A 24728-nucleotide genomic window follows, 5' to 3' on the forward strand; every position below is an offset into this window, starting at 1 on the left:
GACTAATTAACCGGGTCTTTCCAAGTGAATGGCCGCAGTTCCAGGCCATGACTTCTTCGCAAGTGGTTCTTACATGACACAACAAAAAATCAACGCAGAAGTTCACCCAAAATTTCACCGAATGAAACCGCTCTCCCGTCTTGGTAACAAATTCAGCCTGGTAATCCTCTCGCTGGTGCTTGGTGCGACGGCATTGATTGCCATGCTCTATGAGCAGACCCAGTATCAGAATGCGATGCAGCAGGCATCATCCACCCTGGAGAATGACGCCCGGCTCCTCAGTGATCATATATATCGCCAACTGGAGAATCTGCGACGCGATATTGACCTGATCAGTGAGACACCACCTGTCCAGGGTATCATACGTGGCGTTCAGGCCAATGGTGTGGACCCCGTGGATAGTTCCACCGTCGATATGTGGCTGGCGCGTCTTGGACAGATCTTCAGTGCCGTTATCAAGAAAAATCCGGAGTATGAACAGATACGTTTTATTGGGATTGCCCATCGGGGTCGGGAAATCGTTCGGGTGAACCGGCATGGTGACGGTGTGATGCTGGTAGCGGATGATCAGTTGCAGTCCAAGGAGGCGCGCGACTATTTTCAGGCCACGATTAAACTCGCCCCGAATCAGTTTTATCTGTCTGATATGGATCTCAATCGGGAGTTCGGGAAGATCACCCCTTTACATGTGCCGACCCTGCGTATCGCCAAACCGGTATTTGATAGCAATGGTGAGCTGTTTGGCATGCTGGTGATCAACCGGACGATGAACTCCCTGTTTGCTCGACTAAAGCAACAATTGCCGGATGGTGTGGGCTTTTACCTGACCAATGAGAAAGGGGATTATCTCTATCATCCTGATATCAATAAACGCTTCGGATTTGATACTGGGCGGCGTTATCGTCTGCAGGATGACTTCCCTTCGTTGAAGAGTCTGTTCAATGAGGAGCAATATATCAATGAGCATAAACTGGATATCACATCGGCAGATAACACCTGGAAAGTGCAATTTCTGCGTATTGCCTTTGATCCGCTGAACGAAGGTCGATATCTGGGACTGATGCTCACCATACCTCATGAACAGATAGTCGCCTTCCACAAAAGCAGTCGGGTGCAGAACATTCTACTCATCTGTGCGCTCGGATTCGTGGTGCTGTTGCTTACCGTGCATTTTTCGCAACGAATTACCCATCCGTTGAAAAGCCTGGCCAACAGTGCCAGACAGATCGCCAGCGGTGATTATGATATCCAGATTCCCGATACGGGCAGCATAGAGCTTGAAGTACTTGCAGATGCATTACGTCATGCGGCTAATGATGTCGGACAAAGGGAGCGTGCGCTGGCTCATCTGAATGAAGAGTTGGAGTTGCGCGTTCTGGAACGAACCGAGGCGCTTCGTCAACGTGAGAAAAGCCTGCTTGATGCACAACGCATTGCAAGCCTGGGGGGCTGGGAGTGGCAGACCGAAAAGGACAGGTTTGTCTGGTCAGATCAGATGTATCGCATCTTTGGCCTGTCACCCGAGGCGTTTACTCCCTCATACAGCGCTTTGCTGGAATATGTTCATGCCGATGATCGTGCTGCCGTGATGAATGCGGTCAATGAGCATAAAATCGGCCAGGCGAGATTTGATATCGAGTTTCGGCTGATCCGGTCAGACGGCGCTGAACGCGTGGTTCAGAGCGAAGGCGAGTTTATCCGTAATGGAGAGGGTGATGTTGTAATTGTCAGGGGAACCGCCCTGGATATCACCGAACGCAAGCAGGCAGAGAAACGTTTGCGCCTGTTGGCCAGCGTTTTCGAACACAGTCTCGAAGGTATAACGATCACCGATCCGCATTTGAAGATTCTTGAAGTCAATCCCGCTTTTACCAGCATCACGGGATACAGTGCGCAGGAGGTCGTCGGTAAAACACCAAAAGTACTCAGCTCCGGCTGGCATGATGCTGACTATTACAGTGAAATGTGGCGCAGTCTGAATGATACCGGTCATTGGCAGGGTGAGATGATCGACCGGCGCAAGAATGGGGAGTTGTTTACGGAGTGGCTGACTATCAGCACTGTGTATGATTATCAGGGTCAATTGATCAATTATGTCGGTGTGTTCTATGACACTACCGAGAAAAAAGAGGCGGAACAGCGTATTGCGCGTCTTGCCTATTATGATTCGTTGACCCAGTTGGCCAACCGTAGTCTGTTTGGAGATCGCCTGGAACAGGCCTTGCGTCAGTCCCGGCGGAACAACAGCAGCGTTTCCCTGATGTATATTGATCTGGACCGCTTTAAAACCGTAAATGACAGTCTTGGTCACAAGGCGGGTGATCTGCTGCTGAAACAGGTTGCCGGCAGATTGCAGGAGTGCGTCCGGGAGAGCGACACGGTGGCCCGGCTCGGCGGTGATGAGTTTGCCCTCATCCTGGAAAATATCGATCAGGTCCAGGCCAGCCATATTGCACAGAAACTGATTCAACGTCTGGGTCGCTCGTTCAGTCTTGAAGGAAGTGAAGCCTTTATTGGTGCAAGTATCGGAATCAGCATATATCCCAATGACGGCACAGACATCGCCTCGCTGATAAAGCATGCCGATATCGCCATGTACCGCGCAAAAGAGCGGGGCCGTAATAACTACCAGTTTTTCCTGCCGGAGATGAACGCCGGAGCTGATGAGCGGCTGTTCCTGGAAAACGGTCTGCGTTACGCTATCGAGCGAAATGAGCTGGAGGTCTACTACCAGCCCCAGGTGCGGCTGGAGGATGGCAAGATCATCGGCGTGGAGGCGTTATTGCGCTGGCATCATTCGGTGCTTGGTGCTGTCTCTCCGGTTCGCTTTATTCCGATTGCTGAAGAGAGCGGTCTGATCAATCAGATCGGTGAATGGGTGCTGGAGCAGGCCTGTCTACAATACCGGGCCTGGGGCGATGTGGTAGACAGCGAATTCCGTATGGCGGTCAATTTGTCGGCGCGTCAGTTTAACAGTAACATTGTGGCGATGGTCGCGTCGGTTCTGCAACGATCCGGGGTTGATGCAGCCAATCTGGAACTGGAGATTACCGAAAGCATGGTGATGCAGGATGCCGACAGTTCCATCCAGTTGCTGGCGTCCCTGAAAGAGCTTGGTGTCTACCTGGCCATCGATGATTTTGGAACCGGCTACTCATCACTCAGTTACCTGAAACGATTCCCTCTGGACAAGCTCAAGGTGGACCGGGCCTTCGTCTCGGATCTGCCGGATAATGAGGAAGATGCCGCCATTGCCAATGCTGTGATTGTGCTGGCCAAATCCCTGGGGCTCCAGGTGATTGCCGAGGGTGTCGAGACCCTGGAACAGATCCTTTTTCTGCATGACCAGGGGTGTGATGAGATTCAGGGTTATTACTGCAGTCGTCCGCTGCCGGCCGATGAAATTACGCCATTATTACGTCAAAAAAAGTGCGCCGTGACTCTTGACTCAAGCCTGGGGTAGTTCACTATCAACCACCCCTGTTTTTAGGTTCACCATTACCCAACCTTGCCGGGGGACGGGTTAACCTTCTTCTCCTGCTGGACCATCTGGTATCCACCGCTTCTGATTCCATCCATTAACAACTGCACATTGTCCTCGGAGGCACCGACCATTTTCAATGCCTCTGCACCGAGTCTGAGACTGGCCTCAATCGCCTCGGGAAATGCCTGGGTAGCCCCCGCCTTGAGCAGCTGGCCGCTGGCTTCCAGATCCCGGGCGCGGGCAATGACCGGTATGCGGGGATAGGTGTTTCGGAAGTGGGAAACCGCGCGCATCACAGTCGGACCATGGTCGATGGTGAGTACCACCAGGGATGAGCGTTCCGCATGGGCGGCTGCCAGAAGTTCGGGATCGGAGATGTCGCCATAGAGTACCGGGTGTCCATTGGCCGTCCCGCGCTTGACGTGTGCCGGATTGGTGTCAAAGGCGATAAAGGGTATACCGCTGGTTTGTAACAGCGTCGCCACTGTGTGACCGACGCGCCCATAGCCGCCAATCAGCACACTTCTCTCCTCAAGTTCCAACCCTTCCCTGGAGGGTACACTCGATCCGTGGGAGCTTTTCTCCAGATACCGGGCCAGCCAATCACCGAGACGGATCAACAGTGGGGTGAACATCATGCTGAGGGAGATCACCGCCACTGACATGATGAATATTTCCTCATCGATTACCTTGAGTGCCAGTGCCGAGCCGAACAGCACAAAACCGAATTCGCCGGCCTGGGCTAGCAGAAAGGTAATACGGGTGGCTTCTCCCCGGCTGTAGCCAAAGGCAATGGCCAGCGGGAACAGCACCAACAGCTTGATACTGATCAGAACCACTGTATGCCCGATAAACAGCAGCGGGCGTTCGGTCAGCGCTCCCAGATCAATGGACATGCCCACGGCGACGAAGAACAGACTCATCAGTAAGCCCTTGTAGGGCTCGATGAAGGCGCGTATCTGCATGTTGTAGCTGGAGCCGGAGAGCAGCATGCCCATGATAAAGGCGCCCAGCGCCATGGAGAGTCCGGCCCGGTGCATCATCCAGGCGGCAAAGAATACGGCGAGCAAGACAACCAGCAGGAAGGCTTCCCGGTTGTCGTGGCGCGCCAGCCACTCCAGTGCCATGGGCACGATCTTCAGGCCGAATATCCAGAGCACAGCAAAGATTCCGGCCAGAATCAGCAACTGCTGCCACAGCGGTATGCTGGATGAGATCGCCGTATTGTTCGACAGCAGTGCCACTAGGGCCAGCAGCGGTACCACCGCCAGATCCTGCATCAGCAGGATGGCAAAGGTGCCGCTGCCATGCTTACTGGCCAGTTCCCCCCGTTCCTGCAGCAGTTGCATCACAAAGGCGGTGGATGAGAGTGACAGGGTAAGGCCGATCAGCAGTGCGGTTTGCCATGACTTCACACCGATAGAGACATAGAGTGTAATCGCCAGGCCCACCAGCAGGATTTGCAGGGAACCGAGGCCGAACAGGTAGCGCCGCATCGACCAGAGCCGGGTAGGGCGCATCTCCAGGCCGATGACGAACATCAGCAGCACCACCCCCAGTTCGGTGAAATGGCGCACATCCTCTACATGGGCCGTGACATAGGGGCCGGGCGAGTGGGGCCCTACCACCACCCCTGCGATCAGCAGCCCCAGTATCGATCCCAGACCCAGATGGCGGAACAGTGTTACCGCTACCGATGTGACGGCCAGCAGCAACAGGGCGGAAAAAATGAAAGTATCCAGATGCACAAAATCACCGGTTCTTGAAAACAGACCCTGATGATACCGGTCAATGGGATTGCAGAGAAGGCGATGATCCGGTCAATTCTTTTGATGTTGCCTGTTTTTTTGAAAATTAATCGGCTGCAAGACCGGGTTCGCTCCAGGCTGCTTTGTGTCGTGCGGGGGCTTGCCGCCGGTCTGGGCGGGGTGCGGTCTGATCTGCCGGTGGTTGAACAAGCTGGTTATCTTATCAACTATCCAGGACCGGGTGGTCAATAGCAACACCCCGAATAGGATATCTTGATGTCGTTCTGCTCTGTGTTTTTCACGAATGCGGTAAACCACCAACAATACAGATCATTTCGCTTCCCGGAGTGAGTGACGCAAGTACGACCGTAAAACGGATATTGTGAGTTGCGATGCCTCCCGGTCGGCTTCGCTCGGGTATATCAGCAAAGTAATGTAATTAAACCCGTACCCGTCGCTGTAGTTAGACAGGCGGTTATCGCGGGTACGCGGCTGCATGAAGTGAGACCGTCCATCTGCCAGGCATTAGGTGAAGCCACTAATCCAGCTTGACCGGGGTCAAAAATCCTTCTGGCTTGATCGCAAGAACTGAGCAGGAGATCTGGCGTAGAACGGAATCTGCGGTATTGCCAATAAAAAAGCCGGGTATCCCCGTCCGACCCACGGTGCCGATTACTAACAAATCCGTTTCCATGGTATTCGCTATATCAGGGATCAATTTTTCCGCATCTCCTTTATGGAAATGTATCTGCACCTCTTCCTGCACCAAGCCATTTTTTGCAAGTGCATCATCCAGCCACTGGCGATGCTTTTGCTCCTCCTTTTGCGCCAGCCTGTCAACTGTATAGGCGGAAACCGACCTGCCGCGTAGTGTCGTTTCCCCATAGAGATCCCATATATGAACCACGTCAAGCGGGGCGCCGACCAGACCGGAGACGTGCTTGCCCCACTGGAGCACCCTGTCGGCAAGGGCGGTTTTTTCCGGGTCATCCGGCAGCAGATCGACAGCTACCATTATTTTTCGCAACTCCGTGTTGCTGGTCGGTTTGAATGCCCAGATGGGCTTGGGGCACATGCGGAAAAGCTGCATATCCGTACCCCCAAAGAGAATATTCTTAACCCTGCTCTCATACTCGGCGGGTTTTATTATCAGGTCATAATCCCCCCTGACCGCTTCACGAATGATCTCCTGGTAGGGTTTTCCACTACACTGCTTCATTGTTACCTGGACACCGCCTTGGGTGAGTTTCGCGGCGATCTCTTTCATCTGTTTCAGGTGATCTTCTTCCACCCACTGGTGTAGATCAACCGATTCTGCAGTGAGCGTATGATGGCCGGGTGGTGTGTCCAGAACACTCAGCAGCGTGACCTGTGCACCGGCGTCAGTGGCGACAGTGGTAACCTCGCCGACCAATGCCTCAGTATTGTATTTTCCGTCAACAACCAGGAGGATATTCCGAATTTCATTCATAGCGACGCACCTGCCTGTTTAGCCAGTCATCGAGACTGGTTTGAAATAGTCAATCGCGCAGTACATAGACGATGAGCCAACCCGCAATCAGGCTAAGTACGGCCTGTCGGGTATACGTTATATGCTGAAGCAGAAGATGCCCGGTGGACCATGACGCCGATCAACAGATGCTTCAGTGCCGCCAACTAATGATATGTAGTCCATGGTCAGGCTGGAATTGTCTCCTAGCGATGAAATTCGCCGGCTCTTTCGGGCTGGTAGATGACTTCCACGAGCTGTACCTTCATCATGCCACCTCCCGGTCGGGGCCATTCTATGTGTTCACCGACGGACAGCCCCAGCAACGCGCTGCCGACTGGTGCGAGTATGGAGATACGTTCGGCGCTGCCATCCATGTCCTTCGGATACACCAGTGTCAAACAGAACTCTTCTCCGGATTCCAGGGCAAAACGCACCTTGCTGTTCATGGTGACCACGTCTGGCGATACTGCCTCTGGTGAAACCACCTCGGCGCGATCGAGTTCCGCCTGTAGCTCGGATTTGCCCGGAAAGCTGCCTGCCGGCAGCGTATCAAGCAGCGCCTCCAGGCGGTCCAGGTCTTGAGATGTCAGAATAATTCTTGGTCGTTTATCCATCAGACTTTCTCGCTCATCGGTTCATTCCAGATAATCCAACGCGCTCTATTCACTAAAGTCCACGCGCACAAATACCCCACCGCCTCAGTGGCAGTAATAGCGTGGCGCCGATAGTGCGTTGGGTTAATCTCGCCAATCGGGACAGCGTATGGGATATCCAGCTCAATCCTCGATACGCCGTAGTGTTGTAGGCGTCCATGTTAAGCCTATTTGACAAAACTTAGAAGCCCCACCGGGGCCAGACAGGAAAGTGGGCATACGAACACATTGCAAACCCCAAAGGCCCTTATTTATTTGTACACCGGTGGGAACAAGTGTGGGCGGCGATGGTTTAGGGAATTGCCCTGGTTCCTAGTCTAGACCGGATTCTAAATATGTGCCGAACAATAGCGCATGTTGCTGGTGGCCTGCCCAGGAGTGCCGTTATGGATCGCTGGATGGGTAATCAGCCAGCGGCGGGTGAGCCCGTGCGGCCGCTCCCGAAAGTCGCCTGAATATTCAGTGGATATCGGTCAACTGGGGGCAGAGGCCGGCAAGCGATCGCCGTAACGCCCGTAGAACCACTCCATGACCAGAGGCGGAAACAGTGTCGTGAGCGCTATCACAATCACCATGCCTGCATAGACTTCATTATCGAATATACCGCTGATCCTGCCTAACTCGGCGAAGATCAGACCGACTTCGCCACGCGGTATCATCGCCATGCCGATTACCCAACGTACAGGCCAGGATTCCTTTATAAACAGGGCGCCAGCGAGCTTGCCGGTGATCGCCACCAGGAATAGCGACAACGAAAAAATCCAGATAAAGGGTGAACCCCAATCGATCTCGCGCAGATTGAGCGAAAGCCCCACAAACACAAAGAATATCGGCGTAAACAGATGAACAATCGGTTTCATCTGTTCCTCGATACGGTGTGCAAAACGCTCATCTTCGTGCAGAACAATGCCCAGAGGCAGAAAGAAGCGCCGCGATAGTGCCAGTCCCGCGGCAAAGCCGCCAAGTAACTCCGGCGCCCCAAGAACATGAGCCAGCCAGGCGAAGAACAACACCAGCGATACGATAGTGGTCGGCAGCAGACCGGGGATCTCGCTAACCGCGTCGAAGCGCCGGATAACCAGTGAGATCAACTTGGCGGCCATGGGTGCCAGTACGAAAAACGCCACCACAAATATCAACACCTTGCCGGCATTGATCAGGCTCACACCGCCTCCGATTGAGAACTCGTAGAGTAGGGCCAGCAGTACCACGCCCAATACGTCATCCAGTACCGCCGCCCCCAACACAATCTGTCCCTCCGGAGCGTGTTGTCGCTTGAGGTCGGCCAGTACCCGTATAGTGATCCCGATGCTGGTGGCAGTGAGCGTGCCGCCGATGAACAGGGACACCAGTGACGACAAGCCGAATACCCAGTAACCCAGCGCAAAACCCAACGCCAGCGGCAATGCGAAACCAATCAAGGCAACCACCAGGGATTTGGTGCCGGTCCGCACCAGGCGTTTGGCGTCGGTTTCCAGTCCCACCTCGAACAGCAGCAGAATAATGCCGATTTCCGCCATCAGCTTGATGATTTCAAACGGCTCAATCCAGCCCAGAATGCTGGGTCCGAGCACCACGCCTGCGAACAATTCACCTATGACGGAAGGTGCCTGCAGACGGGTCGCCAACTCTGCGAATATGCGTGCCGTCAGAAGAATGACCAGCAGGTAAAGAAAAAACTCATGCGTCTCCAAGTCAGCTCCTTTCAGGGTTTTTAGGTCTGGGCCACAGGGACATTATTACCGATTTTGGAGTGGTCCAAAAGGCAGGTGATGGAATCATCCAAGGCCTGGAGCTGGTGACCGTTGGATGGGCATCCTATCATGGTTTGTGGTACATTATTCGCGTCCATATTTTTTGAATCAATGCCAGAACAATCTGTGCGGGGGTCAAGATTCTGATGTGTTTTGACTGATTATTTATTCATGAAGACTGGCCTGAAGATCCTGCCAGTGATCTTGCTGCAGTCGATTTTTTTAGTCGCGGGCAAATCCAGTTAACCAATACCGATTGATGGAATAAGTGACATGAATATATTTAAAGATATTCTTTGTGTAGTGGACATCAGAGAAGATTGCGCGGCTGCTCTGGAACGTGCTGTCACACTGGCGGAGAATAATCAGGCCAGCCTCACCGTTCTTGATGTGGTTGACCGCATTACTGCCGGTATTGGTATGCCCGATGGAGGCCCTATTTCCGCTGATCTTCAGTCCGCGATAGTAGCTGCCGACATGCAGGCGTTGGAAGAGCTGGTCGATCCTTACCGCAAACGGGTTTCGATAAAAGTAGCGGTGCGGAAGGGTACCCGTTTTATGGAAACTATTCGCCAGGTGCTCACTAACGGACACGACCTGGTCATCAAGGTCCCCGAAAAGCTGGATTGGTTTGATCGGTTATTCGGCTGTGATGATATGAACCTGTTACGTGAGTGTCCGTGTCCGGTTTGGGTGGTCAAACCTCAGATTAAAAAGTCCTATCGCGTCATTCTGGCGGCGGTCGATACCGACGACGGATATCCTCGGGCAGAACTGAGTTCACGCGATGCGGTGAACCGGGAAATTCTTGAAATTGCGTGTTCACTTGCGCTGTCCGATTTTGCCGAGTTGCATGTTGTGCATGCCTGGCAAGCAATCGGCGAGAGCGCTATGCGCGGTGCGCTTATGCATACACCAGAAATAAAGATTATTAACTATGTAGAGCAAGTCAGGCGTCAGCGTGAAATTAAATTGAATAGGGTTGTGCACGAGGTTACCAGCCAATTGGGAAAGGGGGCTGCTGAATATCTCAATCCCCAGATCCATCTAATAAAGGGAGGGGCCCGTAAAGAGATTCCTGAACTGGCAGAACAGTTGAAGGCTGATGTTATTGTTATGGGAACCGTCGCGCGCACGGGTGTCCCGGGGTTCATCATGGGCAACACCGCCGAGACGATCCTGAATCAGATCAATTGTTCGGTGCTTGCCATCAAACCGTCCGAGTTTAAAACACCGGTTACACTGGAGGATTGAATAGCGATACCCATCCTTGAAAAAGGCGTTCGTTCATGTTGCTTGGGTGAAGCTCTTTTCGATACGGAACGATATTCGTGATCCTCATTGGTGCGCAATTGTGTCATCCACCGGGTGAGTCCTGCCCGAATCGCACCTGCTTTCTATTGTTAAGGAGTATTCAGCATGATGGATAATCTTGCACAAATCCTCATGCTTCTGGGGGTTGCGGTTGCCGTTGCCGTCACATTTCAACGTCTGCATATTCCAACCAGCCTCGGGTACCTACTGGTAGGATTGATTCTCGGACCGCATACCATTGGGCCCGTGGTCCATGTGCCGGAGTTTAAAGCGCTGGCCGAGTTTGGTGTGGTATTCCTGCTGTTCACGATTGGCCTCAATTACTCGTTACCCCAGTTGCACAGTCTACGCAACCAGGTTCTCGGACTTGGGACAGCGCAGGTCGTATTCACCACGCTGGTGGTCGGTGCGGTCGTCTGGCTGGCTGGGTTCCCGGTCACTGTGGCGTTTGTGATAGGCGCGGTGTTTGCCCAGTCATCATCCACTATTATTGGTAATCAATTGACAGAGCAGGGCGAGGAAAACAGCACCCACGGCAGGCTTGGACTAGCCATGTCCGTTTTTCAGGATGTCACGGCTGTCCCTTTTCTGGTGGTCATACCCGTGCTGGGCATGGCGGTTGGTATAGATGTATTGGCAGGTGCCCTTGGATGGGCCGTAATAAAAGCGCTGACGGCATTTGTACTGGTATTTGTTGTTGGACGCTGGTTGCTACGACCGTTTTTTCATCTGGTTACCAAACATCGAACGGCTGAGGTATTCACACTGGCAGTACTGCTGGTTGCCTTGCTTGCGGCCTGGGCAACAAACAGTCTTGGTCTGTCGTTGGCATTTGGCGCCTTTATTGCCGGTATGATGCTGGGTGAGACAGAGTTTCGGCACCAGGTGGAATCGAGCATACGCCCATTTCGCGATGTGCTGCTTGGGCTGTTTTTTGTTGGCATCGGTATGATGATCGACCCAACAGCCATACCGGGTATTTGGCATTGGGCCTTGATGGGCATGCTGCTCATATTGATCAGCAAGATTTTGATCGTCGCCGCGATGGTGCGTAAGAGTGGTATCGATATTTTGGCCACTTGGCGTACGGCGCTATTATTGGCGGTCGGCGGTGAGTTTGGTTTTGCCCTTCTTGCGATTTCAATTGATGCCGGCGTGATTGATGTGCATATTGGTCAGATAGCACTTACTTCTGTTCTTTTTTCAATGGTTGCGGGTTCGTTGCTGATCAAGTTCAATCATGCCATTGCCGGTAGGCTGGCCGGGCCTCAGCCTGGCAAGACACAAGGTGTAGCTGATTCACTATTGGGGGTATCCAAACCGCAAGTATTGATCGGTGGTTACGGGCGGGTGGGACATACAATAGCCGTGCTGCTGCAGTCGAGTGGTGTTTCGTTTGTGGCTTTTGATACCGATCCAAAACGGGTGGCACAGGGGCGGGTTGATGGCCATCCGGTAGTGTATGGTGATATTTCTGATCCTGAACTGCTGGCTGTTGCCCATGTGGAACATGCCTCACTGGTGGTGATTACCGTTGATCAGCCATCTACTGCATTACGGGCAATCTCAGTGCTGCGCAATAGTTGCCCCCAAGTACCGGTCATTGCGCGGGCACGTGATCTAGAGACCAGTACCCAACTTATTGATGCCGGTGCTACCCACGCCTATCCGGAAGCTATTGAAGCGAGCTTGCGTCTGGGCGCGATCGCGCTGCAAGTGCTGCAAATTCCAGATAAGGATGTTGATCTGATAATTCAGGGTGTGCGGGATTGGGATTATGACCCTGTACTGGAAGATGATCAGGAGAAATCCTGATTGTTGGCAGTACGTTCCGCCTTTTTGATCCCGCAAAAGTATCGTCCCTTTTTCTCCAGTGCCCCCTCACGGGGTATCCTCATGCCACAGGTAAAGCAGGGGACAAGTCCTTGCTCGGCCTCGCGGCCGGCCTGTTCTTTCTTCCGTTTGATCTGCTGCTGTTTCCGTATTCTGTGGTAGAGGAAGCCGATCAGAATCAGGGACAGTAAGAGCAGCAGCAGTAGAAGGGGGGCGGTCATTGATTGGTACCTTTCTGTCTCAGCGCAGTTCTACTGCGGGTTGCCCATGGCTATGCGGTAGGTGGCGTGGCAGCCGACACAGTTCTGCATTAGTTCACTTAGCTGGGTCAGGGTGTGGCTACCGTCTTCCATCTGTTCGGCATCCAGTGCAAGCTGGTCAAACTTCTGGTGGGTATCCAATCCCAGTTTCTTGAACTCCATGGGGAGTTTTGCTGCCAGTGATATCGGAACGCCGCCTTGTGCTGCCATGCCTGCGGTACGTGCGGCGCCGGCAGCCTGCGCCAGATCCTTCCTGGCGATGCCCTGGGTGATGCTCTGAAGCGTGGCAACGAAAGCACGCATCTCTGCCAGTACCAGATCCCGTTCGCTACTGTTCAACTGTATGGCGATCCGGCCGTCGCTCATCGGCTCGGTGTCACCCTGATAAACGAATTTGTAGCCAAAAAAGGCCGCGACCAGTAGCAGGGCGGTGAGCGAGCCCCAGCAGAATTTGCACATCTTTGTCTCCTTTTGCGATTACATAATCACAATTTGGTTAACTATCTTAGTTTGGTCTGACGGCCCGGGAGATGAACTCCCAGAGTGGCTGTGACTCCGAGTCCAGATCGAAATCAAAATCAAACACCGACCAGCGCATCAGCAACCCCTGGATCAGCATGACCAGGTGGCTTGCCGTGATGTCCGGGTCGAGCGAGCGGTCGAAGCAGTCGTTATCCATGCCCTCCTGCAGTAACTGAGAGACCCGGGAGGTGTAATTACGCATTACCCGCTGCACACTCTGTTTCAGTTCCGGTGATTCTATATGCAGTCTGTCCGAGAAAAGAATTCTTGGTAATCCCTTGTTATTACTGACATATTCAAGCTGTAGCCGAATCAGCTTGCAAAGCCGCTGATCGGCCGGCCCGGCACCGCTGAAGCAGGGTTCCAGGGTTTGCAGCATAGTGGCGCCAGTCCGGTTAACGGCGGCAGCGAAGATCTCGTCGCGGGATTTGAAGTGCCGGAAGATGGTCGACTGGGCAATGCCCACCTGGTCCGCGATAGCCTGGGTAGTGACCGTATTGACGCCCCGTTCGGCAGCAACCGCCAGGGCGCCCTCGATGATCTCGGCTCTTCTGGTTTCGGTCGGCTTGCCCATGCGGATTCATTTGTGATTAACCAATCGCAAATATATCGGGCTGATAGCGGGCCGTCAATCTCGTTGGTGGGAGAACAGATGTCAGGTGGTGAGTCTTCGATAGATGTCAGAAACCTTCACGGGCAGCGTGCGCACATCATCCACCACACTGTAGGCGGCGGGACCGTAGAGGTGGGGCAGGTAGTCCCGCGCCTCTTCGTCGATAGTGATGCAGTAGGGATGAATACCGGCCCGACGTGCCTCGATCAGGGCGCGTCGGGTATCCTCAATGCCGTACTGCCCCCGGTAGCTGTCGTAGTCATCCGGTTTGCCGTCGGAGAGGGTAATGAGAATACGTGTTCTGGCATCGGTGGTCTGCAGTATTTTACTCAGATGCCGGATAGCAAAGCCCATGCGGGTGTAGTCCTGGGGTTCGATACCGCTGATGCGTGCCTGGACAAGTTCATTGTAGGGCTCCTCGAAGTGCTTGATGTGGAACAGCTCGCAGCGCTTGCGGGTCATACCGGAGAAGCCATAGATGGCGTAGCGGTCGCCCAGACTCTCCAGCGCCTCGCACAGCAACAGCAGGGATTCCCGTTCTGCATCATTGATCCAGCCCTTGGTGGAGCCGCTCATGTCCACCATGAAGATGACGGCGATGTTACGCTCATTGCGCTGCATTCTGGTCAGCAGCCGGTCGGTCATCTCGAAACCGAGATGGGCGTCCGACAGCGCTTCCACCAGGGCGTCGATATCCACATCGTCCCCTTCGGGCTGGCGTTTCAGCAGCCGGTTTTCATGACGCATCGCCTCAAAGGTCTTGCGCAGATGTTTGATCAGGCCGTGGTATTTCTCCAGGGTGCGTTCGGTGAAGTCGTCATGGCGTGGAGTGACCTCGCGCTCCCTGACGGCGCACCACTGTTTGCGGTAGTGACGGCGCTGGAAGTCCCACTCATCATAGAGGTGTGCCCCCTCTTCGTGATAACTGCCGCGCCAGACATCGTCCGCGTCCCGGGTCTGATCCTGAAGCAGGGCCGGGTCGTACTCGCCAGGCCCGGCGGGTTGCAGGTAGTCATCCGGAATATCACCCAGATCGAGCAGAATGGAGCGTTGTAACGCCTGCACCTGATCGGGCAGGGGCGCCGGCATGTCATCCAGCAGGATTTGGATATTCAGACCTTCCGGTGTGGCAGGGTCTTCCTGCTGTTGTTTGCTGAACCGGCGCTCGGACTCCTGCTCTGTTGGGCTGGTGCGCTGTAGTTCTTCCAGCAGGGTATTCAGGGACACTCTGAACCGGGCCTTCTCTTTTTCAATTCGAGCGTTCATGCAATCCTGCACGGCGTCCAGCTCCAGGGAGACCTGATGACTGTATGGGGTGTAGGGGGTGATCAGGCCACGCTGTTGTAGCGCCAGTGCAATTACATCCTCTGCCCGGGTGTCCGCTGCCGAAAGTTGTGGCAGGAGCCGCTGCCACTCCGCCGGTAGCGGCGGCTCATCAAGCGTCTGTCTGATCTGCTCAAGTGCTCTGAATAGTCCAGGTAAAGCACGTTGCAGACAGGCTTCAAGTCGTAGCATCTCCATGGCGTGATAGAGCTGCAGGAGTTCCGGCTCTGGTGAAGATAATTGCAGCAATGGACGAAATGAGCCAAAGCGAATCTGTGCCCAGAGCAGGGCGCAGGTAACCTTGTAGTGTTGAAAGTTCTGTTCCGGGGTCGGCAGCAGTGAAAGCAGCGGCGGCAGGAACAGGGTTTCAGTGTCTGTGTAGATGCGGTCCGATGGGGCGAGTTTCAGTGGTCGTCCCGAGAGCCCCTGCAGAAAATGGCTCAGCACCCCTTCATGATCCTGCAGCAGGGCACCGCGCGCTCGTGCCTGCTGCTGCCCGGCAAACTGCCGGTACTGTTCGATGGCCAGTAGCGCCGGGCGCAGTCCCTCAGCATCGTAACAATCCATGCTGTGAAATATCCACGCCTCAAAGATATCCGGCTCCATCAGTGCCTGGGCGTCCACCCCTTTGCAGGCGACCTGATAGCCCAGTTCAACATGGGTGCTGGCTATCCGTTGAATCCAGTTGATCAGGCGTGCCTGACGCACGCCGGGGAGTTTGGCGATGGCGGCCGCGGGCGCGGAGGTGTCGCGGAAGGAGAACTCCACCTCCAGCAGCTCATCGAGCAGTTGCCGGACTTCGGGCAGGGAGCGCGAGGCGGAGGAGGCCATCTCAGAACAGCGAGGAGGAGAGCTCATTCACCGAGGCGAGCATCTCCGGGTCGTCGGTCAGGGCCTGGGCAATTGCCCCCTGACAGGCAGGGACCGGGTTGACACCGGCGGCCATCAGCTTGGCGGCGTGCACCAGCAGGCGGGTGCTGGCTCCCTCTTCGAGGCCGCCGCCCTTGAGATTGCGGGTCATGCCGGCGAATTTCACCAGGCGCCCGGCCAGTTGCCGTTCCAGGCCCGATTCACGAACCACGATCTCGGTCTCAAGTTCCGCCCCGGGATAGTCGAACTCCAGGGCGATAAAGCGCTGTCGGGTGCTCTGTTTCAGATCCTTGAGTACGCTCTGGTAGCCGGGATTATAGGAGATGGCGATGGCAAACTCCGGATCGGCCTCGATCAGCGTGCCCAGCTTCTCGATCGGTAATACCCGCCGGTCGTCGGCCAGGGGATGGATCACTACCATGGTGTCCTTGCGCGCCTCGACAATCTCATCCAGATAACAGATGCCACCCGCCTTGACCGCCTGGGTCAGGGGGCCGTCTATCCAGGTGGTTTCACCGCCCTTGATCAGGTAGCGTCCCACCAGATCGGAGGCGGTGAGATCATCATGGCAGGAGACGGTAATCAGCGGACGTTTGAGCCGCCATGCCATGTACTCCATGAAACGGGTCTTACCGCAACCGGTCGGTCCCTTCAGTAGCACCGGCAACTGGTTGTGATAGGCCGCTTCAAACAGCTCGATCTCATCACCAGTCGGCTGGTAATAAGGTTCATCCTCAATCCGGTACTCATCCAGTCTGAAGGTGCGCATCCTTGGGGTACTCCTGATTTACTGCAGTGCCCTGTAGTTTGCTGGGGAACAGAGGGGATATCAACAACCGGAAAGTAAGGATTTTTTTATGGCGTTATAGTCGGTAGGTCGGATTAGCGCAGCGTAATCCGACAGGCAGGGGACAATTGGCAGCCAGAGTGTGTTAGGTCCGGGATGCGTTCGCAGGTCATCTATGCTGGGCATACCCCGATGTCGGGTTACGCCCTGACGGGCTAACCCGACCTACGATTTATTCAGTCAACCATGGGATATCAACAGTCGGCAGGTCGGATTAGCGCAGCGTAATCCGACAGGCAGGGGTCGATTGGCAGCCAGAGTGTGTTAGGTCCGGGATGCGTTCGCAGGTCATCTATGCTGGGCATACCCCGATGTCGGGTTACGCCCTGACGGGCTAACCCGACCTACGATCTATTCAGTCAACCATGGGATATCAACAGTCGGTAGGTCGGATTAGCGCAGCGTAATCCGACAGGCAGGGGTCGATTGGCGGCCAGACTGTGTTAGGTCCGGGAAGCGCTCGCGGGTCATCTATGCTGTGCATGCCCCGATGTCGGGTTACGCCCTGACGGGCTAACCCGACCTACGATCTATTCAGTCAACCATGGGATATCAACAGTCGGTAGGTCGGATTAGCGCAGCGTAATCCGACAGGCAGGGGTCGATTGGCGGCCAGAGTGTGTTAGGTCCGGGAAGCGCTCGCAGGCCATCTATACAGTGCATACCCCGATGTCGGGTTACGCCCTGACGGTCTAACCCGACCTACGATCTATTCAGTCAACCATGGGATATCAACAGTCGGTAGGTCGGATTAGCGTAGCGTAATCCGACAGGCAGGGGTCGATTGGCAGCCAGAGTGTGTTAGGTCCGGGATGCGTTCGCAGGTCATCTATACAGTGCATACCCCGATGTCGGGTTACGCCCTGACGGTCTAACCCGACCTACGATCTATTCAGTCAACCATGGGATATCAACAGTCGGTAGGTCGGATTAGCGCAGCGTAATCCGACAGGCAGGGGTCGATTGGCGGCCAGAGTGTGTTAGGTCCGGGATGCGTTCGCAGGTCATCTATGCTGGGCATACCCCGATGTCGGGTTACGCCCTGACGGTCTAACCCGACCTACGATCTATTCAGTCAACCATGGGATCTCAAGAGGCCTGTCATACTGTTTTTACAGAAGCGAATCAGCCTCAAGCTGGTTGAAAAGTGTATGCATCTTCTTTACCTTGCAACGGATTTATCACAAAGCGCCAACAACATTCAGACAGGATCAGTCGTATGCAGGGGATCAGGTGAATAGTAGAGTCACAACGGATGATCTGCCGGATCGGCTGCGCATACTCACGCAGGCCACTCAGCAACTTCATGCGGGCATCGAATCTGATGAGGTTCTGCGTCTGCTGGTGCAGTTCGCGGTCGAACTGTCAGTGGCAGATGCCGGTGCGGCCGGCTTGCATCAGGATGGCGAAATATGCTTCAAGGCGATTTTAAACGACAACAACTGGCAGACGGTCGACAGGTGCTTTAGCCATGGAGAGGGGATTGCCGGGTGGCTGCTGGAGCAAACAGAGCTCTTCATTTGCCCCGGCTGTCAAGATGATCCGCGTGCCGCCTGGCAAAAACAGCAGGTGCCGGGAGTGAGGAGCCTGGTCGCTGTACCCATCATGGGTGGCCGGGAGGGAAGACTGCTGGGATGTCTCGAGCTCTACAACAAGCAGAGCGACACCGGGTTTAGTGCGCAGGCGATAGCCTTATTGCAGGCGTTGGTGGCCAGTGCCGCCGGTGCGTTGGAGAACCTTCGACGGCTTGAGGCCCATGTTGATAAGCAACGAGATATGGAGTCCTGCCTGGAACGGTTTATGCGCAGTCAGCAGTTTTCCGATATCGGTACCTGGGACTGGAATATACAGACCGGTGAACTCTACTGGAGTGAACGTATCGGGCCGCTGTTTGGTTATCCTCCCGGCGCCCTGGAGACCTCTTATGAAAATTTTCTGTCGGCGGTTCATCCGGATGACCGGCAAACGGTCATCGATGCAGTCAATGCCTGTATTGAACGGAGTGAACCCTATGAGGTTGAACACCGCGTAGTCTGGCCCGACGGTACCGTCCGCTGGGTTTTGGAGCGTGGCGATGTATCGCGTGATGCGGCCGGTTTGCCGCTGCGCATGCTCGGAGTTGTGAAGGATGTTACGCGGCGCAAGAGGGCGGAGGCGTCCCTGCGAGAACAGCGCGATTTTGCCGAAGTGGTGATTGAGACCGCGCAATCGATCGTCCTGGTGCTGGATACCAGTGGACGTATTGTCCTGTTCAATCCCTATCTGGAGGAGATCAGCGGCTATTCACTGGAAGAGGTCAAGGGACAAGACTGGTTTAAATGCTTTCTGCCGCTGAGCAAAGCCATAAAGTTCAGTGAACTTTACCAGGAGGGGATTGAAAATATTCTGTTGCGGGGGAAGGTTGGTCCCATCTTTACCAAGAGTGGTGAATTCCGTGAGATTGAGTGGTACTACAAGACCCTGAAGGATCAGCAAGGCAAGGTGATTGGTCTGTTGGCAACCGGACAGGACATTACCCATCGACGGGAAACGGAGTATGCGCTGCGTGAGAGTGAAGCGCGCTTTCGTGGGTTGGTGGAGAGCACCAGCGACTGGATCTGGGAAGTCGACCAGCAGGGCCTGTATACCTATGTCAGCCCGCAGGTGGAAAGCATGCTGGGCTATTCGCCTGATTCGCTGATCGGGAAAAGTCCGTTTGATCTGATGCCGCCGGCGGAGCGCAACCGTTTGCGAACGGAGTTTTTCTCCCTGGTTAAACATCAGCAGCCGATCAGTCGCCTGGTCAATACCAACATCGATGTTTCCGGCAAGGAGGTTATCCTGGAGACCAGCGGCGTTCCTTTTTATGACAGTTATGGCCGTTTTCTCGGTTATCGTGGAATTGACCGTGACATCTCGGATCGCATAGCGGCAGAACGGGCATTGAAGGTGCAAACCCTGCGTAACCGACTGATCCTGGAAAACAGTCATGACGGGTTGGTGATTCTGAATCTGGATGGTTCGATACGTGAAGTGAATGATGCTTACTGCAGGATGCTGGGTTATGACCGAAATGTCCTTGTAGGAAAGAGACTAAGCGATCTGAAAGTACCCGGATATGCTCCGGAAGTAGCGGCACGTATCAAAAGAATAATGGAATACGGATACGATCATTTTGAATCGAGTCATCGATGCCGAGATGGGCGTGTGATCGATCTGGATATCAGTGCCACCCTCGCAAAAATCGGTGATGATCAGTTTATCTTTTCATTTGTCCGGGACATTACCGAGCGCAGACTGAAAGAGCAAAAAAGACTTAAGGAGGTACAGGCGCAGCGCGATACCCTGGTGAAAGAGGTTCATCATCGGATCAAAAATCATCTGCAGGGTATTATCAATCTGCTGCGCAACCATATTCAGGATAAACCGGAACTGGCCGAAGTGATGGAGTCGGCCATCAGCCAGGTGGAGTCGATCGCGCTGGTGCATGGCCTGCAAAGTCGGCTAAGTCAAGGGATGGTCGAGTTGGCGGACCTGCTGGAGATGATTTGCAAGGCAGTCGGTCATCTGACTTCCGCCGGGATTCAACTGGAGATCGATTGCCCGGGGACAGATATAGTCATCAGACCAAATGACGCAGTGCCTCTGGCGCTGATTATCAATGAGCTGTTGCAGAATGCGGTGAAGCACGGTGGCCCGACAGGTACGTCCTCGTCTGCGATAACAGCCAGGCTCCTCACGGAAGATGAAAATGTGATTCTGCTGGTGAGCAACCCCAGTGCGGTAGCGCTGCCGGTGAATTTTAATCTACAGGAGGGGCTGGGGCTGGGTACCGGCCTGACGCTGGCAAGGGATCTGTTGCCACATCAGGGAGCGGAGCTTTCCCTGACATGTAAGGAGGGCCGGGTGATTGCCCGATTGATTCTGCAGACCCCGGTGATCAGTCTGGAACGGAAACGGCTCGCTCAGGATTTTTCTGTGCCGAACCGGTTAATGTAATCAGTGGCGTCCAGTATCTCACGGGCTATCTCCTTCACCTTGCGGCGTTCAGATCGAGCCTGATCACGAATCAGATCGAATGCCTTTTGCCGGTCAATCCGGTGCCGCTCGGAGATGATCCCGACGGCAAAGTTCACCACATTTGCCGTGTCCAGCGCCCGGTTCAGTCGTCCCTCGGTAGCCTGCAGTCTCTGCAGATCATTGGCCCGCTTAAGGGCCGTCTCGATAGTCGGTATCGCCTTGGCAACATCGATGGGCTTCACCAGATAACCCAGCGCGCCCTGTTCCAGTGCGCCCTGAAGCGTCTCTGGGTCGTCGTAAGCGGACAGATGCACGACAGGCACACCCAGTTCACCAAGGTGCCTCGACACATCGATACCCGAGAGCCCCGGCATGCGGATGTCCAGGATGACCAGGTCCGGATAGTCCTTGGCAACCATCTCCACGGCCTCCTCTCCGGTTGCCGCTACCAGCACGGTGTAGCCGGCATCGCGCAACCCCCGGCCGAATGTCGCGAGCACCAGTGCATCATCATCAACCAGAAGCAGTTTCTTCGTCATCAGACATTCTCCCAACCAGCTTATTATTCAAGGTAATTATTGTCTTACTGGTTTCCTGCAAGGGATAGATCAGCGTTAATCCGGCACGCTCGTTTCTGGATATTCATAAAGGATCAATTGGCCATGATTTTTTATGGAGTTTCATGATTCAGGAATCCAGTTAGTGTTGCGGCAAACCATGCCTTTATCGCAGCTCCAAGTTAACAGTCAGTGGGTTGAAAAAACATTGCCTTATATCAATTTTTACAAATAGTCACTAACTTCCATCGAAAGCGCTCGACCTAAGGCATCTTTTTGCTGTAATAAAACTGTAATATAACCAGGCACTTTTTATTTGTGCCGTATGGTGTTATAAAGTTTGCTAGACACTGTTTCATAGATCAATAAATTAGCTATTTAAGAATGCTGAGCGGCTATTCAAGCATTGCCGGACTCAGCAGGATTTGAAAGTCAGGCCCTTCCCCCGCCTTCAAAAAAATATACGCATTTTAAGATTCGATAGTCAGGCCGTTGATTGCCTTTCTATTGTTAAGGTTTCCTGCGGTCCTCTTTGCTGTCGAGCAACAAAGTGGGTCATGGGTGGCGTACGTTATGCATTTGGGTGGGGTGTAAAACATGTATACCAGCTTTGAGGGGTTTGATTTTGATGAGTGGGTGACCCTGGCAAAAGGTGACCCGGAGGCCTTTGAGAAGCGTCGTGCAAAATGGCTGGAGGCGGCAATTCAACGGGCTCCGGACCACAACAAGGATCGACTGCTGGGATTACAGTTCCAGATCGACATGATCAGACAAAAGAACCGGCATCCACTGGGTGCTTGCATGAAACTGAGCAGTATGATGCTTGAAAACTGGCTTGGTGAACTGCCCTCTGCAGTAGATGCAATCGAAGCAAAAAATGAGTCACCTGCCAAGGCTGAAGTAGTAGATTTGCACCATTTCATGCATTCCAAAAATAAACAAACAAGCCGGAGAGGTGGCGGTGAGTCATGATGAGCTCACATGCATGAAGAATAATCTGATGCTTTGTAGATCGGGAGAACTGCAAGAAGTGTCGGAGGCAAGTCCGAGAGCTCTCTACCTGGAGAGTATTCTCAACGCATCAGGGATAATGGCGATTATTGCCACGGATCTCGATTTCGCCATCAACTACTACAACCCATCCGCACAAAACCTGTTTGACTTCAAAGCGTCCGAACTGGAAGGGAAACGGTTCAATGAAATTCCCGCCTTGGGACTGACCGATGCCAAACGGCTCAAGGAGATGGTGGATACGGTCGGGAATGCCGAAGAGTACTACTATTCCCTGAAGCGTATTGTCCAGGGTGAGTGCCGGCTGATTGAGAGTGTCATATCCGGTATCTATGACAATCAGCGGCGGTTGATTGGCTATATTCTGAATGCCCGGGATGTCACCAGCCGTCAGGTGCAGCAGGAACGGATTACCCGAAAGGTCGCGGAAGAGCAGTGCCTGGGGATGCTGTTACGCCTCTCCCTGGATCGGATGGATGTCGACAGATTCCTGCAACAGTCGCTTGAATCACTCCTCACATCGATACCCTGGCTGAATCTGCTACCTAAAGGGGCGATCTTCCTGGCTGAACAACAGCAGCAGCAAGAGACCCTTCGGCTGGTAGCCAACTATCGGCTGGCAGATGCCGTGGCAGAGTCCTGCAAACAGATATCTTTTGGTTACTGTGTCTGCGGTCGAGCGGCGGCCCAGAGAGAGCTGCTCTATATCGCCGATAGCGACGATAACCGGCACGATGTCAGATACCCCGGCATGGAGCCGCATGGGCACTATTCAGTTCCGCTGCTGTTGAGTAATAAGATTCTCGGCGTGCTGACGCTCTATCTGCCACCGGGGCATCAGGAGAAAGAGAGTGACAAGGCCTTCCTGAAACGTGTTGCCGATGTGCTGAGCATGGGGATCTCTAAACGACGGGCGGAGACTGCCCTGGAATACGAGGCACAGTATGATGGCCTGACCACACTGCCCAACCGCAACCAGATAATTTTTCATATTGACCGGGCTCTTGCCAGGGCCCGACGTCATGGCCATATCGGTGCGGTGATGTTTATCGACCTGGACCATTTCAAGAACATCAATGACTCCCTGGGACACAATATTGGTGACGAGGTCTTGCGGCAGGTCTCCAGGCGTCTGGTTACCACCCTGCGCCAGGAGGATGTGGTCGCACGCCTGGGTGGTGATGAGTTTGTAGTGCTGCTCTCGGAAGAGGGTTGTCATCCCAGAGATGTGGCGCGACAGGCTCAACTGGTAGCGGAAAAGATACGTGATTCACTCTCCCTAACATACAACGTCGGCGGTTATTCACTGAATGTCACGCCAAGTATCGGCGTGGCCCTGTTTCCGGACAACAACGAAACCACCACCCAGGTGCTGCAACAGGCCGATACGGCAATGTACCGGGCGAAAGCGGAGGGGCGAAATTGTATTCGTTTCTTCCTGCCGGTCATGCAGATGCTGGCCAATGAACGGTTGGCGGTCGAGCAAGACCTGCGCTGGGCTCTGGATGAGCGAAAACTGCAGCTCCACTACCAGCCCCAGGTGGACGCCGCGGGGCGCATGGTCGGTGCCGAGGTGCTGTTGCGCTGTCCGGGACAGAAGGGGACCTTTAATCGCATTGACCTCTGTATTGATGTGGCCGAAACGACCGGCCTGATACTACCCATTGGTGAGTGGATTTTACGCGAAGCGTGCCAGAACCTGAAACGCTGGTCGGACAGCGGGATTGCCGGATCGTTGCGCCATCTCTGTATTAACATCAGTCCAAAACAGTTTCTGCAGGGCGACTTTGTTCCGCTGGTTCAGCGGGTGATTGAGGAAACCGGCGTTGATGCCCAACGTCTGGTACTTGAGATCACCGAGAGCACATTAATCGATGCTAAAGCAGATGCCATAGTGACCATGCAGGCACTGAAAGAGATTGGAATTCGTGTTGCTATGGATGATTTTGGTACCGGCTATTCATCGCTCTCCTATCTCACCCAGCTTCCCCTGGATATCCTCAAGATTGACCGCTCTTTTGTCTCGGGTATCAGTCTTGACCATAAAAATGCAGCAATTGTAGAAGCATTAATGACCATGGCCCGCCAACTTCACCTGTATGTGATTGCCGAGGGCGTTGAAACCAGTGACGATCTCGAATTCCTGGTTCAGAAGGGGTGTGAATATTTTCAGGGATTCCATTTCAGCCGGCCACAATCTGTCTCGGAATTTAACACCTACCTCGGACAGCAATCCCGCTGATCGCCATGGTGTGTCTACTGTGTCGCGCCAATACAGCTTCGGCCTGTCTCCTGGAATATACTTGATAAAGCTTTTCCAAGGCTTGCCGATATGATTGCCAGTGACAGATGCATCCCCAGATATCATGGCACTCATGTTTCTGTTATCAGTATCACCCTTCCCCTTGTGATACTGACTGGTTGCTGAACGGAGTATCAATCCGATCA

16 protein-coding genes are annotated in these 24728 nt (G+C 54.0%); 6 read left to right on the forward strand and 10 right to left on the reverse strand.

The window, feature by feature from the left end; all coding sequences use genetic code 11:
* Positions 1 to 73 precede the first annotated feature (73 nt).
* Positions 74 to 3463: a bifunctional diguanylate cyclase/phosphodiesterase gene (locus tag ACHZBF_RS05600; RefSeq protein WP_321527866.1), complete on the forward strand. Its 3390-nt coding sequence runs from the start codon at positions 74 to 76 to the stop codon at positions 3461 to 3463.
* Positions 3464 to 3498: 35 nt separating this feature from the next.
* Here ACHZBF_RS05600 and ACHZBF_RS05605 read toward each other — a convergent pair whose 3' ends face one another.
* The 4 genes from ACHZBF_RS05605 to ACHZBF_RS05620 form a co-directional block, all read right to left on the reverse strand.
* Positions 3499 to 5232 carry a cation:proton antiporter domain-containing protein gene (locus ACHZBF_RS05605; protein WP_321527867.1) on the reverse strand — a complete coding sequence of 578 codons (1734 nt, stop codon included), beginning with the start codon at positions 5230 to 5232 and terminating at the stop codon, positions 3499 to 3501.
* 538 nt (positions 5233 to 5770) lie between these two features.
* Positions 5771 to 6703 carry a universal stress protein gene (locus ACHZBF_RS05610; protein ID WP_321527868.1) on the reverse strand — a complete coding sequence of 311 codons (933 nt, stop codon included), beginning with the start codon at positions 6701 to 6703 and terminating at the stop codon, positions 5771 to 5773.
* Between the two features lie 224 nt (positions 6704 to 6927).
* Positions 6928 to 7338, reverse strand: a complete 411-nt coding sequence (rnk, locus tag ACHZBF_RS05615; RefSeq protein ID WP_029134976.1) for a nucleoside diphosphate kinase regulator — start codon at positions 7336 to 7338, stop codon at positions 6928 to 6930.
* Positions 7339 to 7850: 512 nt separating this feature from the next.
* Positions 7851 to 9071 (reverse strand): cation:proton antiporter, encoded by a 1221-nt coding sequence (locus ACHZBF_RS05620; protein WP_029134977.1) that lies wholly within the window; start codon positions 9069 to 9071, stop codon positions 7851 to 7853.
* Positions 9072 to 9404: 333 nt separating this feature from the next.
* Here ACHZBF_RS05620 and ACHZBF_RS05625 point away from each other — a divergent pair, with 333 nt between their 5' ends.
* Both ACHZBF_RS05625 and ACHZBF_RS05630 read left to right on the forward strand, forming a co-directional pair.
* Positions 9405 to 10385 carry a universal stress protein gene (locus ACHZBF_RS05625; RefSeq protein ID WP_029134978.1) on the forward strand — a complete coding sequence of 327 codons (981 nt, stop codon included), beginning with the start codon at positions 9405 to 9407 and terminating at the stop codon, positions 10383 to 10385.
* A gap of 165 nt (positions 10386 to 10550) precedes the next feature.
* Positions 10551 to 12260, forward strand: a complete 1710-nt coding sequence (locus ACHZBF_RS05630; protein WP_335342953.1) for a cation:proton antiporter domain-containing protein — start codon at positions 10551 to 10553, stop codon at positions 12258 to 12260.
* Here ACHZBF_RS05630 and ACHZBF_RS05635 read toward each other — a convergent pair.
* The 5 genes from ACHZBF_RS05635 to ACHZBF_RS05655 all read right to left on the reverse strand — a co-directional run bounded on the left by ACHZBF_RS05635 (position 12245) and on the right by ACHZBF_RS05655 (position 16635).
* On the reverse strand, positions 12245 to 12499 hold the full coding sequence (locus ACHZBF_RS05635) for a hypothetical protein (protein WP_321527869.1): 255 nt from the start codon (positions 12497 to 12499) through the stop codon (positions 12245 to 12247). The genes ACHZBF_RS05630 and ACHZBF_RS05635 overlap by 16 nt on opposite strands.
* Before the next feature lie 30 nt (positions 12500 to 12529).
* Complete coding sequence (locus tag ACHZBF_RS05640) at positions 12530 to 12997, reverse strand: cytochrome c (protein WP_029134981.1); 468 nt, start codon at positions 12995 to 12997, stop codon at positions 12530 to 12532.
* A 46-nt stretch (positions 12998 to 13043) separates the two neighbouring features.
* On the reverse strand, positions 13044 to 13634 hold the full coding sequence (locus ACHZBF_RS05645; protein WP_321527870.1) for a TetR/AcrR family transcriptional regulator: 591 nt from the start codon (positions 13632 to 13634) through the stop codon (positions 13044 to 13046).
* A gap of 81 nt (positions 13635 to 13715) precedes the next feature.
* On the reverse strand, positions 13716 to 15827 hold the full coding sequence (locus tag ACHZBF_RS05650) for a nitric oxide reductase activation protein NorD (RefSeq protein ID WP_321527871.1): 2112 nt from the start codon (positions 15825 to 15827) through the stop codon (positions 13716 to 13718).
* 1 nt (position 15828) lies between these two features.
* A complete protein-coding gene (locus ACHZBF_RS05655; RefSeq protein WP_321527872.1) occupies positions 15829 to 16635 on the reverse strand; it encodes a CbbQ/NirQ/NorQ/GpvN family protein in 807 nt (268 codons plus the stop codon).
* Positions 16636 to 17946: 1311 nt separating this feature from the next.
* Here ACHZBF_RS05655 and ACHZBF_RS05660 point away from each other — a divergent pair.
* A complete protein-coding gene (locus ACHZBF_RS05660) occupies positions 17947 to 20691 on the forward strand; it encodes a PAS domain S-box protein (protein ID WP_321527873.1) in 2745 nt (914 codons plus the stop codon).
* Here the strand turns inward: ACHZBF_RS05660 and ACHZBF_RS05665 are convergent.
* The gene (locus ACHZBF_RS05665) at positions 20658 to 21251 is read right to left on the reverse strand and encodes an ANTAR domain-containing response regulator (RefSeq protein WP_273439168.1); all 594 of its coding nucleotides are present in this window, start codon (positions 21249 to 21251) and stop codon (positions 20658 to 20660) included. The genes ACHZBF_RS05660 and ACHZBF_RS05665 overlap by 34 nt on opposite strands.
* 615 nt (positions 21252 to 21866) lie before the next feature.
* Here ACHZBF_RS05665 and ACHZBF_RS05670 point away from each other — a divergent pair.
* Together ACHZBF_RS05670 and ACHZBF_RS05675 are read left to right on the forward strand one after the other, a co-directional pair.
* Positions 21867 to 22241 carry a DUF3135 domain-containing protein gene (locus ACHZBF_RS05670; protein WP_273439166.1) on the forward strand — a complete coding sequence of 125 codons (375 nt, stop codon included), beginning with the start codon at positions 21867 to 21869 and terminating at the stop codon, positions 22239 to 22241.
* Between the two features lie 13 nt (positions 22242 to 22254).
* Entirely contained in the window at positions 22255 to 24522 is a 2268-nt protein-coding gene (locus ACHZBF_RS05675) for a sensor domain-containing protein (RefSeq protein WP_321527874.1), read from the forward strand.
* Positions 24523 to 24728: the final 206 nt, after the last annotated feature.

Source organism: Sedimenticola selenatireducens (assembly GCF_963675335.2).
Classification (GTDB): Bacteria; Pseudomonadota; Gammaproteobacteria; order Chromatiales; family Chromatiaceae; genus Sedimenticola; species Sedimenticola selenatireducens.